Raw genomic sequence first — 13,708 nt, forward strand, 5'->3', positions numbered from 1 at the left:
CGGCGGCGGGCATCGCCAGAGGCAGATGCCCGCCGCAGGGGCAGTTTCAGGCTGCGTTCGGCGCCAGACCGCCCTGTTCGATCAGGAAATCGACGATCTGCTGCACGCCCTTGCCGTGGCGAAGCTGTGCCATCACGACCGGACGCGTGCCGCGTGCATCATGTGCATCTTTTTCAAGCTGCACGGGATCGACGCCGACATGGGGCGCAAGGTCGGTCTTGTTCACCACCAGAAGGTCGGATCGCGCCAGACCGGGACCGCGCTTGCGGGGGATGTCCTGCCCTGCCGCCGTGTCGATGACATAGATCGTCAGGTCGGCCAGTTCCGGGCTGAAGGTCGCGGCCAGATTGTCGCCGCCCGATTCGATCAGGATCAGCTCCAGATCCGGGAAGGCCGCGTTCAGATCGGCGATGGCGGCAAGGTTGATGCTGGCATCCTCGCGGATGGCGGTATGCGGGCAGCCGCCGGTTTCCACGCCGCGGATGCGGTCCACGGGCAGGACCTGCGCGCGCATCAGCGCCTCGGCATCCTCGCGGGTATAGATGTCGTTGGTGACGACGGCCATGGACAGGCGCGGCGCCAGCGCGCGGGCCAACTGTTCGGTCAGCGTCGTCTTGCCGGCGCCGACGGGGCCGCCGATGCCGACGCGGAGGGGGCCGTTTTGGCTCATGAGCGGAAGATCCTCGTTGTCATGGTTTCGTGGCGCATGGCGGCGATATCAGCGCCCCATGTGGCGCTGGCAAGCGCGTCCTGATCGGCGGCGCAGGCCCCGGCGGCGCGGGCCATGATCGCGGGATGCATCGTGGCCAGCAGGCGCTGCCCCTCCAGCGGGCCAAGCGGCATGAAGCGCACCGCCGCGCTGATCAGCGAGGCCGCCTGCGCCAGCAGCCAGGCCGAGACGATCTCGGGGGCGGGCAGGGGCAGGTCGGCGCAGGCCCGGCCAAAGGCCACGGGCAGGGTCAGGGGCGGCAGCGCGGTTCCGGTCAGCGCGGACAGGCTGGCGGTCAGGGCCGCGCCCTGTTCCTGCGTCTCGGTCAGGCGCTCGGTCGTCAGGCAGGTGGCGCGGGCCAGATCGTCCAGAACCGCGTGGTCCGCCCCCGGCCGCAGCGCCAGCGCGACCAGCAGCGCGTCGGCCCGGCCCGTGCCGTGATCCAGCCAGTCGGCCAGCCAGACGGGCAGCGTCGCACGCGTCACCGCGCCCTGATCCATCGCCCATTCCAGCCCCTGCGACCAGGCGAAGCCGCCCACCGGAAAGGCGGGCGACAGGATCTGCTGCAGGAACAGGCGCGCCGCGTCAGGCGTGACTGGGGGTATGGTCGTGGCTGTGGCCGTGATGGTCATGGTGATGGCTGCCGTGATCGTGGGAATGATGGTGGCCGTCGCCATGCCCCCGGTCCGGCCCGTGATCATGGCCGAAGGTGCGGCCATGGCCATAGGCGCCGCCTTCGGGACGGAAGGGCAGTTCCTTGCGGCAGATATCGGCGCCGAGCTTCTTCAGCATCGCTTCCAGCACGTGATCCTGCCGGATGATCAGGCGGTCGGCCTCGATCCGGCAGGGGGTGTGGCGGTTGCCGATATGCCAAGCCAGCCGGGCCAGATGGCCCCGGATGACCAGAACCGGCTCGGGCGCTGCGCGCACCGCGATCATCCGACCGTCCGACAATTCGAACGCGTCGCCATCCTCAAGGCTGGTCACTTCGGCCAAATCCACCAGGAAATCGCCGCCCGAGCAGGCCAGGCGTTTGCGCCTGAGCAGGCGGCCCTCGTAATCCAGCGACACATCGGCATCAAAGGGGCCGGGCGCATTGCGGATGATGGTATGTGCGGTTGCAATCATGGTTATGTCCTCCCTCAAAAGAGGAAATAGCGCTGTGCCAGCGGCAGTTCCGTCGCGGGCTCGCAGGTTAGCAATTGTCCATCGGCACGGACCTCGTAGGTTTCCGGGTCCACCTCGATCACGGGCATGGCGTTGTTCAGGATCATGTCGGCTTTGCCGATGCTGCGCGTGCCCTCGACCGCGATCAGGGTCGTGGAGAGGCCGCTCGCCGCGCCCGCCTCAAGCCCCGCTTTCGACAGGAACAGCGCCGAGGCGCGCCCGGTATGCCCCCACATGGGCCGCGAAAAGACCGGCTGCACCGGGATCGAGCCGTTCGGATCGCCCATCTGCGCCACGCTGATTTGGCCGCCGACCAGCACCATCTCGGGCTTGGCTGCAAAGAAGGCGGGCGCCCACAGGACCAGATCGGCCCGCTTGCCCGGCGTGATGCTGCCGATATGGGCGCTGACCCCATGCGCCAAGGCCGGGTTGATCGTGTATTTCGCGATGTAGCGGCGGGCGCGGATGTTGTCGTTCTGGCCCTGTTCCTCGGGCAGGCGGCCGCGCTGCTGGCGCATCTTGGATGCGGTCTGCCATGTGCGGGTGATGACCTCGCCCACGCGGCCCATCGCCTGGCTGTCCGACGACATCACCGCGAATGCGCCCAGATCGTGCAGGATGTCTTCGGCCGCGATGGTCTCCTTGCGGATGCGGCTTTCGGCGAAGGCCACATCCTCGGGCACGCGGCGGTCGAGGTGGTGGCAGACCATCAGCATGTCGAGATGTTCCTCGACCGTGTTGGCCGTGTAGGGCCGCGTCGGGTTGGTCGAAGAGGGCAGGACATTCGCCATGCCGACCATGCGGATGATGTCGGGGGCATGGCCGCCGCCCGCGCCTTCGGTGTGATAGGCGTGGATGGTGCGCCCGCCGATGGCGGCCATCGTGTCCTCGACAAAGCCCGATTCGTTCAGCGTGTCGGTGTGGATCATCACCTGCACATCCATCGCGTCGGCGACGCTCAGGCAGGTGTCGATGGCCTTGGGCGTGGTGCCCCAATCCTCGTGCAGCTTCATCGCGCAGGCGCCTGCGCGGATCTGCTCCTCCAAGGGCGCGGCGATCGACGCATTGCCCTTGCCCGCGATGCCGATGTTCACCGGCAGGTCGGCGCAGGCCTCCAGCATGCGGGCGATGTGCCAGGGGCCGGGGGTGCAGGTCGTGGCCAGCGTGCCATGCGCGGGGCCGGTGCCGCCGCCCAGAAGCGTCGTGACGCCGGAATGCAGCGCATGATCCACCTGCTGCGGGCAGATATAGTGGATGTGGCAGTCGAAGCCGCCGGGCGTCAGGATGCGGCCTTCGCCGGCGATGATCTCGGTCCCCGGGCCGATGATCAGGGTCACGCCGGGCTGGGTGTCGGGGTTGCCGGCCTTGCCGATGCCCGCGATGCGCCCGTCCTTAAGGCCCACATCGGCCTTGACGATGCCCTGATGGTCAAAGACCACGACGCCGGTGATGACCGTGTCCATCGCGCCGCCTTCGCGGGTGATCTGGCTTTGGCCCATGCCATCGCGGACGACCTTGCCGCCGCCGAACTTGACCTCTTCCCCCGGGATGGTCAGGTCGCGTTCGACCTCGATAATGATTTCCGTGTCCGCCAGACGGATGCGGTCGCCCGTGGTGGGGCCGTAAAGCGCCGCGTAATCGGCGCGCGACAGCGTCGTCACAGCGCACCTCCGATCTGGCCGCGAAAGCCGTGGACGACCCGCGCGCCCGCATATTCGACCAGCGTGACCTGACGAGACTGTCCCGGCTCGAACCGCACGGCGGTGCCTGCGGGAATGGCCAGCCGCATCCCGCGCGCCGCTTTGCGGTCGAAATCCAGCGCGGCGTTGGTTTCGGCGAAATGGTAATGGCTGCCGACCTGAATGGGCCGGTCGCCGGTATTGGCGATCATCAGCGTGATCGTTTCGCGCCCGTCATTCAGCGCGATGGTGCCATCGGCGGGAAAGACCTCTCCGGGAATCATGGGCGGTTCCGCAGGAACAGCCAGGCGGCGGCGCCCAGGGCGGTGATCATCGCGACGGTGGCCAGATGGTCGCCCTGCGTCAGCAGATGCGTCCACGAGACGTCGTCATGGTGGCCGGGATGGGCCAGCGCCGCCCCCGGAAGGATCACGCAGGGCAGGGCGGCAAGCATCAGGCGTTTCATCGGGCGGTTCATTCAGAGGCCTCGCGGATGGGGTGGTGGACGGTGACCAGCTTGGTCCCGTCGGGAAAGGTCGCCTCGACCTGGACAGATTCGATCATTGCGGGGATGCCGGGCATGCACTGGTCGGCGGTGATCACATGGGCCCCCGCCTGCATCAGGTCGGCGACCGTGCGGCCGTCACGCGCGCCCTCGACCACGAAATCGGTGATCAGGGCAATCGCCTCGGGGTGGTTCAGCTTGACGCCGCGCGACAGGCGGCCTCGGGCGACCATCGCGGCCACCGAGACCAGCAGCTTCTCGCGTTCGCGGGGGGAAAGGTTCATCGTCAGACCTGCCAGATGCGGGGAAGGGGATCGGGGCGCAGGACGCGCAGCAATCGGTTGATCTGGCGCCGCAGGGGCCAGCCATCGGCGGCCAGCATACGGATCACCAGACGGCCCGGCGGGGCGCTTGCGGCGGCGCTGACGCCGGGTTCGGTCAGGGCGTCGCGGGCGGCAGCCAACAGGTCGGGCGCATGGGGCGCGATCATCGCCAGCGTCGCCATGGCGGGCGCGCCGCCGGTCATCGCCGCGCCGGTCATGCGGGCCAGCGCGTCGTCGTCCAGCGCCAGCGCATCGTGATGAACCGTCCGCCCGGCGCGGCGGACGATCCGGCGGTCGCGCAGATGCAGGCGGGACGGGCGTTCGCCCATCGCCAGACGGCCCAGAACGACCATCTCCAGCAGCAGGCAGCCCGCGTCGGTGGCCAGATCGACAATCGTGTCGCGCTCCAGCCGGGCGCCGTCATAGAGGATGGTTTCCTGCGGCAGCCAGTCCAGCCAGGCGCCGGGTCCGACGCTCAGCGCGACCTCGGCGCCGGCGGGGGCGGCGGTGGCGCGATAGGCGCGTTCGGCGGTCTGGGTCGTGGCCAGCACCCGCGCGCCCGCCCGCAGATCGACCGCAAAGCGCAGCCGGTCGCCGGATGCCAGCCCGCCCGAGGTGTTCAGGAACACGATCTCGGGCAGGCCCGCATTCATGCGCGGCAGCATCGCCTTGGCCGAGCCGCGCTGCGCCAGATCCACCAGACCGCGTGCGCCCATGACCACATGCGCGGCTCCTTGGCTGCGCTGCATCGGGGCAAGGGGGGCATCCGTGTCGAACATATGGGCAGAGGGCGGCGCGGCGCGGGCAAGGTCAATCGGCGCGGCGGCCGCGGCTGCCTTGATCGCGGGCATCATGGCGGATGCTGCCCGTTTCGAGGGCGGTCTGCCCAGCCGACGGGCGGTCTGCGAAAGCGCGGCTGCCTAGCCCGCCATCGCCTGCAGCAGGCGCCTGCGCGCGGGCGGGATCGCGCGAATCTCGAGCCCGGTAAAGACGTGCATCGTCCGCAGCGCCGGATCGACGACCGCGTGATCGCTGACCCATCCGCCCATCGCAAGATAGCTGCGTAGCAGCGGCGGCATGGCTGCCATGGCCTGCCGCGCATCGGGCTGGCGCAACCGGAAGGCGCGGGCAAAGCGGAAGACGCGCGGCGCCTTGACGCGCGGCCACCAGCGGCGCGGGGCAAGGTGGCGTTCCTTGAGCATCGCGAAGGCCTCGGCATGGGTCTCGGGCTCGCAGCCGATGAAGCTGGAACAGCCGAACAGCATCTCGACCCCGCTTTCCTCGACGAAACGGGTCATGGCGGCCCATGCGATCCGCACAATGTCGGGGTCGTGGTGGTCGGGATGGATGCAGAAGCGGCCCATCTCGACCATGGGGCCGTCGAAGCCCTCGAGGGCGCGCAGGTCGTAGAATTGCGCGGAATAGCTGCGCGCGATCTGCGAGCCGTCGGCCAGTGGCAGGAAGCGGAAGCAGCAGACCAGCGTGCCGGTGGCCACATCCTCGACCAGCATGTGACGGCATTCGGCGTCCAGCCCGTCGCGATCCAGCGCCTGCCCGTCATCGGGTATACCGTTGCGCCCGTGAAAGCACAGCCAGCGCAGGCGTTGGGCGCCGCGCAGGTCGGTGTCGTCCTGCGCCAGTCGCGCCTTGTAATGGCCTCTGAGGATCGGCTGCATCCCTGTCACCCTTGGTGAGTCCGACGCCATATTAGCCCATCCATGTGTCGGAATCACGAAGCCGTCAACGGTTTGCGCGACCCTTTGCCCGTTTCGGCGTCAGTCCAGATCGTCGCCCAGCATATCCTCGACATAGGCCCGCTGGATCAGCACGATCAGCACGACCAGCAGCGGCGTGGCCAGCAGCACCCCTGCCAGACCGAAAAGGTTGCCGAAGGCCATGATTCCGATCACGGTCAGCGCGGGTGGCAGCCGCACGGCGAATCGCTGGATCAAGGGCAGGATGATCTCGCCGTCGATCAGCTGGATGACGACGAACAGGATCGCCACTTGCAGCGCCACGTCGAAGCCCTGCGTGAAGGCGAAGAGAACCGCGATCGCCCCCGAGATGAACGGCCCGATGATCGGGATGATGTTGGTCAGCGCGGCGATCAGCGCCAGGATGAAGGCCAGCGGCACGCCCAGCAGCCACAGCCCGACCCCCGCCATGATGCCCACAGCCAGCATGTCCAGCGCCTGCCCGCCCAGCCACAGGCCCAGCTTGCCGCCCATCTCGTCCAGGATCGACGAGGCACGGGCGCGGTGCCGGATCGGCAAAAGCGCGACGGCGCCTGCGCGGTAACGCCCGGCCTCCAGCGCCAGATAGAGCGCGACGATCAGCATCAGAAAGACCGACATGATCCCGCCGACCGTGGCGTTGATCGCCCCCGAGACGGTACCGATCAGGTCGGGCAGGCGCTGCGCCATCTCGGCGGCGTTGTTGCCCAGATCCTCGCCATTCTCCATCTGGTCCTGCACCACCCCGCCCACCGCGGTGCCGGAAAGCCAGTTGTTCAAGGCCTCCCACGAATCGGGAAGCGAGCCGATGAGCTGGTCGAACTGGTCGCGGATCGCGGGCCCGGCCAGAGCGACCACACCCGCGATCGCGCCGATGACCGCAAGGATCACCGCCAGAACGCCGATCTTGATGTTCAGTCCCACCAGCCGGTGCAGCCCCCGCGCCCCGGCCCGCAAGGCGATCGCCAGCAGGATCGCGCCGAAGGTCAGCAGCAGCACGTCCGACCAGAACCAGCTTGCCGCCACCAGAAGCGCCAGCAGCAGCGCCGCGATGATCGATCCGGGCGCGATGGCGCGTTCGGGCGCGGGCTGGGCGGGCGGCGCCGGGGCGGGCAGCGCGCGGTCGGGCGTGTCGGACATGAGGCACCGGGCTTTGGGGATGTCGCAGGGACAAGCCGCCAAGGGGCGCAGGGTTCCCGACAGGCCACGCCTTGCCGGGCGACGGCAAGCCTGTTAACCGGGCGCGGATCGGCGCGGGCGGGACCAGCCGTCCCCCGCGACGTTGCAGAATTTGCGACCCATACATGACAAGGTGAACATCATGGCCATCGAACGCACGCTTTCCATCATCAAGCCCGACGCGACCCGCCGCAATCTGACCGGCAAGATCAACGCCAAGTTCGAGGATGCCGGCCTGCGCATCGTCGCGCAGAAGCGCATCCACCTGTCGCCCGCTCAGGCCGGCAAGTTCTACGAGGTCCACAAGGACCGTCCCTTCTATGGCGAACTGGTCGAGTTCATGGCCTCGGAGCCGGTCGTCGTGCAGGTTCTGGAAGGCGAAGGCGCCATCGCGAAGAACCGCGAAGTGATGGGCGCCACCAACCCGGCTCAGGCCGACGAAGGCACGATCCGCAAGGAATTCGCCCTGTCGGTCGGCGAGAACTCGGTCCATGGCTCGGACGCGCCGGAAACCGCCGCGCAAGAGATCGCCTTTTTCTTCTCGGGGCTGGAACTGGTCGGCTGAACGCCTGCCATATCCGCGATCAGGGGGCCTTTCGGCCCCCTTTTCTTTGCGCAAGCGGCACAGGCGGTCGGTTGCGGCACGGCCCGCCAGCGGCTATGCCCGTGGGCGACGGTTTGATTTCAGGGGGGTGCCATGCGGGCATTCGTGTTTCCGGGGCAAGGCGCCCAGACCATCGGCATGGGCCGCGAACTGGCACAGGCCTATCCTGCCGCGCAGGCGGTCTTTGACGAAGTGGACGAGGCGCTTGGCGAAAAGCTGTCCGCGCTGATCTGGGAGGGTGACGCCGAGACGCTGACCCTGACGCAGAACGCCCAGCCCGCGCTGATGGCGACCTCGATCGCGGCGATGCGCGCGCTGGAGGCCGAGGGCTTCGGCATCGGTGACGCCGATTTCGTGGCCGGCCACTCGCTTGGCGAATATTCCGCGCTCTGCGCGGCGGGTGCGCTGAGCCTGTCGGACACGGCCCGTCTGCTGCGCCTGCGAGGGCAGGCCATGCAAGAGGCCGTGCCGGTCGGCATGGGCGCCATGGCCGCGATCCTCGGGCTGGATTTCGAGACGGTGGACCGCATCGCCCGCGAGGTGGGCGGTGACGAGGTCGTGCAGGCCGCCAATGACAACGACCCGGCGCAGGTCGTGATCTCGGGTCACAAGGGCGCGGTCGAGGCCGCCGCCGAGGCGATGAAGGCCGCCGGCGCCAAGCGCGCGCTGATGCTGCCCGTGTCGGCACCCTTCCATTCGGTGCTGATGCAGCCTGCCGCCGCCGTGATGGCCGACGCGCTGGCCGGGGTGGATATCCAGACCCCCGCCGTGCCGGTTTTTGCCAATGTCCGCGCCGAGCCCGTGACCGAACCCGGCGCGATCCGCCGCCTGCTGGTGGAGCAGGTAACCGGCACCGTCCGCTGGCGCGAGAGCGTCGCCAACATGGCGGCCAGCGGCGTGACCGAGTTCTGGGAGATCGGGGCCGGAAAGGCGCTGTCGGGGATGATCAAGCGCATCGCCAAGGATGCGGTCGTGCGCAATGTCGGCGCTCCGGCGGATATCGCGGCGCTGAAGGGCTGAGGGCGGACCGGGGCTCTGCCCCGGACCCCGGGATATTTGGGTGAAGAAGAAGGGGCTTTGGATGTTCGATCTGACGGGAAAGACCGCGCTGGTGACCGGCGCTTCGGGCGGGATCGGCGGCGCCATCGCCGAGGCGCTTCATCAGGCAGGCGCCACCGTGACACTGTCGGGGACGCGCGAGGCGCCGTTGCGTGAACTGGCCGAGAGGCTGGGCGAGCGTGCGCATGTCGTCACCGCCAATCTGGGCGATGCGGAATCGGTTCTGGCGTTGCCCAAGGCGGCCGCCGAGGCGATGGGCTCGGTCGATATCCTGGTGAACAATGCCGGGATCACGCGGGACAACCTGTTCATGCGCATGTCCGATGAGGAATGGGCGCAGGTTCTGGACGTGAACCTGACCAGCGTGTTCAAGCTGTCGCGCGCCGTGCTGCGGGGCATGATGAAGGCCCGGTGGGGGCGGATCGTCAACATCACCTCGGTCGTGGGGGCGACGGGCAATCCGGGGCAGGGCAATTACGCCGCTGCCAAGGCCGGGCTGGTCGGCATGTCGAAATCCCTGGCCTATGAGGTCGCGAGCCGCGGGATCACCGTGAACTGCGTCGCCCCCGGCTTCATAGCGACCGCCATGACCGACAAGCTGAATGACGAGCAGAAGGGCAAGATCCTGACCCAGATCCCCGCCGGGCAGATGGGCAGCCCCGAGGATATCGCCGCTGCCGTCCTGTATCTGGCCAGCCGCGAGGCGGGCTATGTGACCGGCGCCACGCTGCATGTGAATGGCGGCATGGCGATGATCTGAGCCGGGCCGGGCATCTGGCCGCCGCGTTGCCCCGTTGCAAAAGCGGTTGCATGAACGTCGCCCGGTGCTATATCCCGGCCCTTAGCAGCAGGGGAGCCGCCCTGTGCTGAAGCGTTCCCTCGGGGGCGTGCAAAACTTGGGCGGATGCCCGCGACAATGAGGATATGACATGAGCGATATCGCTGATCGCGTGAAGAAGATCGTGGTCGAGCATCTGGGTGTCGATGAGGACAAGGTGGTCGAATCCGCTTCGTTCATCGACGATCTGGGCGCCGACAGCCTCGACACCGTCGAGCTGGTCATGGCTTTCGAGGAAGAGTTCGGGATCGAGATCCCCGATGACGCCGCCGAGACCATCCAGACCGTCGGCGATGCGGTGAACTTCATCAAGGGCGCGGTCTGATCCCGCCCTCGTCGCGGCCCCGGCCGCGATGACCTGAACGGCGCCCGCTTCGCGAGGCGCCGTTTTTTCTTGCCGGAACCCGTCCCGTGCACTCGGTGTTGATGGAGCGATTCCATCATATCAGGAGGCACACCATGCCGGTCAATCTGGAAGGTCTTTCCGACAATGCCCGCAAGACGGCGATCGACGAACTGAATGCGCGTCTGGCCGATGGTCTGGCGCTGGCCTTGGCGATCAAGCAGGCGCATTGGAACGTGAAGGGCCGCAACTTCATCGCGATCCACGAGCTTTTCGACACGGTGCGCGCCAATCTGGACGTGCATCTGGACGAATTCGCAGAACGGGTGCAGCAGCTTGACGGCACCGCGCGCGGGACGGCCGAGGTTGTGGCCGAGGCTTCGGGGCTGGCGCCCTATCCGACCGACCTGACCGCCGCCGAGGATCACCTGCGCGAGATCTGTTCGCGGATGCGCGCCCACGGGGCGAAGCTGCGCAAGGGGATCGAGGCCGTGGGCGAAGCGGGCGACGAGGACAGTGCCGACATCCTGACGGGCGCCTCGCGCACGGCCGACAAGGATCTGTGGTTCATGGAAAGCCATCTCGAGGCCGCGTAAGGCGGCCGCGAAGGCTTAGCGGCCCAGCTTGGCGTGAACCTCGTCCAGATCGACCTCTCCCAGGGGCATCTTGTTGTCGGGATTGTCGAAATCGTAGCGGAAGAGCTGGAAATCATCCTTGTAGATTTCCCAGATCAGGTGCCGCGACAGGTCGTCGAAATAGTCGCTGACCTTGTGGGCGCGCTTGGGGCCGTGCCCTTCGGATTCGTTGAAGCGCGGCACCTCGGACAGGTCCAGCTTGACCGGGGTTTCGGCCGCGTCCAGCACCTTGGCCATGCCGTCGTTGAACGCCTCGGTGAAGAAGATCTGATCGTAGCGGCCGCCATTCACGATGAAGGTCGAGATATGGCCCGACATCGCCGACCAGTGGATGTCGGGCTCCATCGGTTTGCGAAAGCGGATGGTGTCCCGGGCGAACAGCAGAAAGCGGCGGAAGCTGGCGATCTGGTCGAAATCAAACCCGTTTTCAGGGCTGCCCACGTCAATCCCGTAGCGCTGGATCAGTTGCGGCACGAGGTTGCCGCGATAGCGTCGGCCATTGCGCTGGATCCCCGCGATCTTGTCGAAGAATGATGACAGAATGCGCGCATAGGGGTTGCGGACACAGGTGAAGGTCACGCCGTCGCGCGCGTGGACCGCGCGTTCGATCGGGCCGTGGCTGTAATCCTGCGCCCATTTGTGCAGGCCTTCGGTGCTGTCATGGATGTCGCCGTCGAAGAACCGGCCATGATCCGAATAAAACATGATCTGTCCGATCGTCGAGCAGGCGCATTTCGGCACCACCCGATAGATCATGCTTTCGCTTTCCGTCATCCAGACGCCGGGAAAACCCATCCTGCTATCACTCCGAACCTAGGCGAATTGCCGGGGGCGCATGCCTCGCTTGCCCCCTTGGCAAAAACGTTTACACAGACAAAGCAAAACCGGACGAGTTTTTCAACGCCTTACGTCGATCTGTAACGAAACCACCAGAGCCCGGTCTGCCCCATGGCGCGCATAGCCTTCATTCTTCTGACCCACAAGGACCCGCAGGGGGTGATCGAGCAGGCGAGGCGCCTGACTGCCACCGGGGATTTCGTGGCGATTCACTTTGACAAACGTGCGCCTCAGGCGATGTATCAGCAATTGCAGGATGCGCTAGGTGGCCATCCGGGTGTGGTCTTTGCGCCACGGCGGCTGAAATGCGGTTGGGGCGAATGGTCGCTGGTCGCGGCCAGCCTCGAGGCGCTGCGTGCCGCCGAGGCCGCCTTTCCGCAGGCCACGCATTTCTACATGCTGTCGGGCGACTGCATGCCCATCAAATCGGCGGAATTCGCGCGCAATTTTCTGGACAGCGAGGATTGCGACTATATCGAAAGCTTCGATTTCTTCGAAAGCGACTGGATCAAGACCGGCTTCAAGGAAGAGCGCCTGATTTACAGGCACTGGTTCAACGAACGCACCCAGAAATGGCTGTTCTATACCAGCTTCAACATCCAGCAGCGTCTGGGCCTGACCCGCGATATCCCCGAGGATGTGCAGGTCATGATCGGGTCGCAATGGTGGTGCCTGCGCCGCCAGACGGTCGAGGCGATCCTGGAACTGGTGCGCCAGCGCCCCGAGATCACGCGCTTTTTCGCGACCACCTGGATTCCGGACGAGACGTTCTTTCAGACGCTGGTCGCCCATGTCGTGCCGCGCACGCAGATCCGAACGCGGACGCTGACCTTCCTGATCTTCACCGATTACGGGATGCCGGTGACGTTCTACAACGACCATTACGACCTGCTTCTGCGCCAGAACTATCTGTTCGCCCGCAAGATCAGCCCCGAGGCGCTGGATCTGCGCGCAAGGCTGGGGGCGCTGTGGCAGGCCGAGGGGCAGGAATTCGCCATCACCGCCGAGGGGCGCAAGCTGTTCGACTTTCTCGTCGGGCGCGGGCGTATCGGGCGCCGGTTCGCGCCTCGGTTCTGGGAGACTGACGGCTCGCTTGGGGCGGGGCGCAAGCTGACTATCGTGGTGGCGAAGAAATGGCATGTCGCCAAGCGCCTGACCGACAGGCTGCGCGCGCTGACGGACATTCCGGCGGTCGATTACCTGTTCAACGAGCACGACGCGAACCTGCCCGATACCGGCGGTATCGCCAACACGCTGCCCAAGCGCGAGCGTCACCGCAAGGCGCTGATCAAGCTGCTTTTCGATCAGTTCGAAAGCGATCGTCTGGTGCTGTGCGCGGACCCTTCGGCGCTGAGCCTGATCACCGATCTGGTCAATGACCGCGCCGAGGTGCGGGTGCTGTTTCTCGATTGCGCCTTCGACGATGACTACGTGCGCGGGCACATGAGCCGCGTCGGGCTGGTCAGCGAGACCGCACCCGACGAGGTCTTCAACCGCCTGCTGCCGATCGTCAAAAGCGATCTGGAACACGAGGCCGAGCGGCTGCGCGAAAGCGAGTTTCCGCATTTCGCGTCTGTTTCGGCCGGGGCGAGCGTGGACCAGAACTCTGCCGCCATCGCGCGCATCCTTGACCTGCCCGAGGCTCGCGCGCGTGAACTGGCCGAGACGCCCCATCTGTTTGCCGACTGAACGAAGGACATCGCCATGCCCGCCTATGACGACAGCAACATCTTCGCCCGCATCCTGCGCAACGAGATCCCCGCCAACCGCGTGGCCGAGAACGATCATGCGCTGGCCTTCCGCGACATCGCGCCCCGCGCGCCGACCCATGTGCTCGTGATCCCCAAGGGCGCCTATGTCGATTTCGCCGATTTCGCGGCGAATGCGAGCGCTGACGAGGTCACGGGCTTCATGCGGCTCTGTGCCGAGGTCTGCGCGGCCGAGGGGGTCGATCCGGCCTCGGGCGGGAACGGGTTCCGGGCGATCACGAATGCCGGGCCGGACGGCGTGCAGGAAGTGCCGCATTTCCACCTGCACATCATCGGCGGCCGCATGACCGGCCCGATGCTGAGCCTGCGCGACTGATCCGGGCGGCGC

General features: G+C 66.9%; 18 protein-coding genes. 7 read left to right on the plus strand and 11 right to left on the minus strand.

Annotated elements, in window-relative coordinates:
- Positions 1-46 precede the first annotated feature (46 nt).
- From ureG to ACTZWU_RS02365, 10 genes are all read right to left on the minus strand, one after another.
- A complete protein-coding gene (gene ureG / locus ACTZWU_RS02320; protein ID WP_444735736.1) occupies positions 47-670 on the minus strand; it encodes an urease accessory protein UreG in 624 nt (207 codons plus the stop codon).
- A complete protein-coding gene (locus tag ACTZWU_RS02325) occupies positions 667-1,386 on the minus strand; it encodes an urease accessory protein UreF (protein ID WP_444735737.1) in 720 nt (239 codons plus the stop codon). The genes ureG and ACTZWU_RS02325 overlap by 4 nt, the downstream gene beginning before the upstream one ends.
- Positions 1,295-1,843, minus strand: a complete 549-nt coding sequence (locus ACTZWU_RS02330) for an urease accessory protein UreE (RefSeq protein ID WP_444735886.1) — start codon at positions 1,841-1,843, stop codon at positions 1,295-1,297. The genes ACTZWU_RS02325 and ACTZWU_RS02330 overlap by 92 nt, the downstream gene beginning before the upstream one ends.
- Positions 1,844-1,851: 8 nt before the next feature.
- Complete coding sequence (ureC, locus tag ACTZWU_RS02335) at positions 1,852-3,537, minus strand: urease subunit alpha (protein ID WP_444735738.1); 1,686 nt, start codon at positions 3,535-3,537, stop codon at positions 1,852-1,854.
- A complete protein-coding gene (locus ACTZWU_RS02340; protein WP_444735739.1) occupies positions 3,534-3,839 on the minus strand; it encodes an urease subunit beta in 306 nt (101 codons plus the stop codon). Before ACTZWU_RS02340 ends, ureC begins: the two co-directional genes overlap by 4 nt.
- Positions 3,836-4,021, minus strand: a complete 186-nt coding sequence (locus ACTZWU_RS02345; RefSeq protein ID WP_444735740.1) for a DUF6732 family protein — start codon at positions 4,019-4,021, stop codon at positions 3,836-3,838. Before ACTZWU_RS02345 ends, ACTZWU_RS02340 begins: the two co-directional genes overlap by 4 nt.
- 8 nt (positions 4,022-4,029) lie before the next feature.
- Positions 4,030-4,344, minus strand: coding sequence for an urease subunit gamma (locus ACTZWU_RS02350; protein ID WP_444735741.1), 315 nt, complete (start codon positions 4,342-4,344; stop codon positions 4,030-4,032).
- A 2-nt stretch (positions 4,345-4,346) separates the two neighbouring features.
- The gene (locus ACTZWU_RS02355; protein WP_444735887.1) at positions 4,347-5,162 is read right to left on the minus strand and encodes an urease accessory protein UreD; all 816 of its coding nucleotides are present in this window, start codon (positions 5,160-5,162) and stop codon (positions 4,347-4,349) included.
- 141 nt (positions 5,163-5,303) lie between these two features.
- The gene (locus ACTZWU_RS02360; protein WP_444735742.1) at positions 5,304-6,059 is read right to left on the minus strand and encodes a GNAT family N-acetyltransferase; all 756 of its coding nucleotides are present in this window, start codon (positions 6,057-6,059) and stop codon (positions 5,304-5,306) included.
- 99 nt (positions 6,060-6,158) lie between these two features.
- The gene (locus tag ACTZWU_RS02365) at positions 6,159-7,256 is read right to left on the minus strand and encodes an AI-2E family transporter (RefSeq protein ID WP_444735743.1); all 1,098 of its coding nucleotides are present in this window, start codon (positions 7,254-7,256) and stop codon (positions 6,159-6,161) included.
- Positions 7,257-7,437: 181 nt separating this feature from the next.
- Between ACTZWU_RS02365 and ndk the strand changes: the two genes are divergently transcribed.
- From ndk to dps, 5 genes are all read left to right on the plus strand, one after another.
- Positions 7,438-7,860, plus strand: a complete 423-nt coding sequence (gene ndk / locus ACTZWU_RS02370) for a nucleoside-diphosphate kinase (RefSeq protein WP_444735744.1) — start codon at positions 7,438-7,440, stop codon at positions 7,858-7,860.
- Positions 7,861-7,992: 132 nt separating this feature from the next.
- Positions 7,993-8,919, plus strand: coding sequence for an ACP S-malonyltransferase (gene fabD, locus ACTZWU_RS02375; protein ID WP_444735745.1), 927 nt, complete (start codon positions 7,993-7,995; stop codon positions 8,917-8,919).
- A 61-nt stretch (positions 8,920-8,980) separates the two neighbouring features.
- On the plus strand, positions 8,981-9,718 hold the full coding sequence (gene fabG, locus ACTZWU_RS02380; RefSeq protein WP_444735746.1) for a 3-oxoacyl-ACP reductase FabG: 738 nt from the start codon (positions 8,981-8,983) through the stop codon (positions 9,716-9,718).
- A 169-nt stretch (positions 9,719-9,887) separates the two neighbouring features.
- Positions 9,888-10,121, plus strand: a complete 234-nt coding sequence (locus ACTZWU_RS02385; RefSeq protein ID WP_111299847.1) for an acyl carrier protein — start codon at positions 9,888-9,890, stop codon at positions 10,119-10,121.
- Positions 10,122-10,255: 134 nt separating this feature from the next.
- On the plus strand, positions 10,256-10,735 hold the full coding sequence (gene dps / locus ACTZWU_RS02390) for a DNA starvation/stationary phase protection protein Dps (protein ID WP_444735747.1): 480 nt from the start codon (positions 10,256-10,258) through the stop codon (positions 10,733-10,735).
- Between the two features lie 15 nt (positions 10,736-10,750).
- Here the strand turns inward: dps and ACTZWU_RS02395 are convergent, their stop codons facing one another.
- Positions 10,751-11,569, minus strand: coding sequence for a sulfotransferase family protein (locus tag ACTZWU_RS02395; protein WP_444735748.1), 819 nt, complete (start codon positions 11,567-11,569; stop codon positions 10,751-10,753).
- Between the two features lie 153 nt (positions 11,570-11,722).
- Between ACTZWU_RS02395 and ACTZWU_RS02400 the strand changes: the two genes are divergently transcribed.
- On the plus strand, positions 11,723-13,300 hold the full coding sequence (locus tag ACTZWU_RS02400) for a DUF5928 domain-containing protein (protein ID WP_444735749.1): 1,578 nt from the start codon (positions 11,723-11,725) through the stop codon (positions 13,298-13,300).
- Positions 13,301-13,315: 15 nt separating this feature from the next.
- Complete coding sequence (locus tag ACTZWU_RS02405; RefSeq protein ID WP_444735750.1) at positions 13,316-13,696, plus strand: HIT domain-containing protein; 381 nt, start codon at positions 13,316-13,318, stop codon at positions 13,694-13,696.
- Positions 13,697-13,708: the final 12 nt, after the last annotated feature.

The sequence above is a fragment of the Paracoccus sp. NSM genome (assembly GCF_052379855.1).
Taxonomy (GTDB): Bacteria; Pseudomonadota; Alphaproteobacteria; order Rhodobacterales; family Rhodobacteraceae; genus Paracoccus.

What these genes read in the sequence shown, in the direction of transcription:
- ureG (WP_444735736.1), bottom strand. Translation starts at nt 670, where the DNA reads ATGAGCCAAAACGGCCCCCTCCGCGTCGGCATCGGCGGCCCCGTCGGC.
- ACTZWU_RS02325 (WP_444735737.1), bottom strand. Translation starts at nt 1,386, where the DNA reads ATGGCGACGGCCACCATCATTCCCACGATCACGGCAGCCATCACCATG.
- ACTZWU_RS02340 (WP_444735739.1), bottom strand. Translation starts at nt 3,839, where the DNA reads ATGATTCCCGGAGAGGTCTTTCCCGCCGATGGCACCATCGCGCTGAAT.
- ACTZWU_RS02345 (WP_444735740.1), bottom strand. Translation starts at nt 4,021, where the DNA reads ATGAAACGCCTGATGCTTGCCGCCCTGCCCTGCGTGATCCTTCCGGGG.
- ACTZWU_RS02350 (WP_444735741.1), bottom strand. Translation starts at nt 4,344, where the DNA reads ATGAACCTTTCCCCCCGCGAACGCGAGAAGCTGCTGGTCTCGGTGGCC.
- ACTZWU_RS02355 (WP_444735887.1), bottom strand. Translation starts at nt 5,162, where the DNA reads ATGTTCGACACGGATGCCCCCCTTGCCCCGATGCAGCGCAGCCAAGGA.
- ACTZWU_RS02360 (WP_444735742.1), bottom strand. Translation starts at nt 6,059, where the DNA reads ATGCAGCCGATCCTCAGAGGCCATTACAAGGCGCGACTGGCGCAGGAC.
- ACTZWU_RS02365 (WP_444735743.1), bottom strand. Translation starts at nt 7,256, where the DNA reads ATGTCCGACACGCCCGACCGCGCGCTGCCCGCCCCGGCGCCGCCCGCC.
- ndk (WP_444735744.1), top strand. Translation starts at nt 7,438, where the DNA reads ATGGCCATCGAACGCACGCTTTCCATCATCAAGCCCGACGCGACCCGC.
- fabD (WP_444735745.1), top strand. Translation starts at nt 7,993, where the DNA reads ATGCGGGCATTCGTGTTTCCGGGGCAAGGCGCCCAGACCATCGGCATG.
- fabG (WP_444735746.1), top strand. Translation starts at nt 8,981, where the DNA reads ATGTTCGATCTGACGGGAAAGACCGCGCTGGTGACCGGCGCTTCGGGC.
- ACTZWU_RS02385 (WP_111299847.1), top strand. Translation starts at nt 9,888, where the DNA reads ATGAGCGATATCGCTGATCGCGTGAAGAAGATCGTGGTCGAGCATCTG.
- dps (WP_444735747.1), top strand. Translation starts at nt 10,256, where the DNA reads ATGCCGGTCAATCTGGAAGGTCTTTCCGACAATGCCCGCAAGACGGCG.
- ACTZWU_RS02395 (WP_444735748.1), bottom strand. Translation starts at nt 11,569, where the DNA reads ATGGGTTTTCCCGGCGTCTGGATGACGGAAAGCGAAAGCATGATCTAT.
- ACTZWU_RS02400 (WP_444735749.1), top strand. Translation starts at nt 11,723, where the DNA reads ATGGCGCGCATAGCCTTCATTCTTCTGACCCACAAGGACCCGCAGGGG.
- ACTZWU_RS02405 (WP_444735750.1), top strand. Translation starts at nt 13,316, where the DNA reads ATGCCCGCCTATGACGACAGCAACATCTTCGCCCGCATCCTGCGCAAC.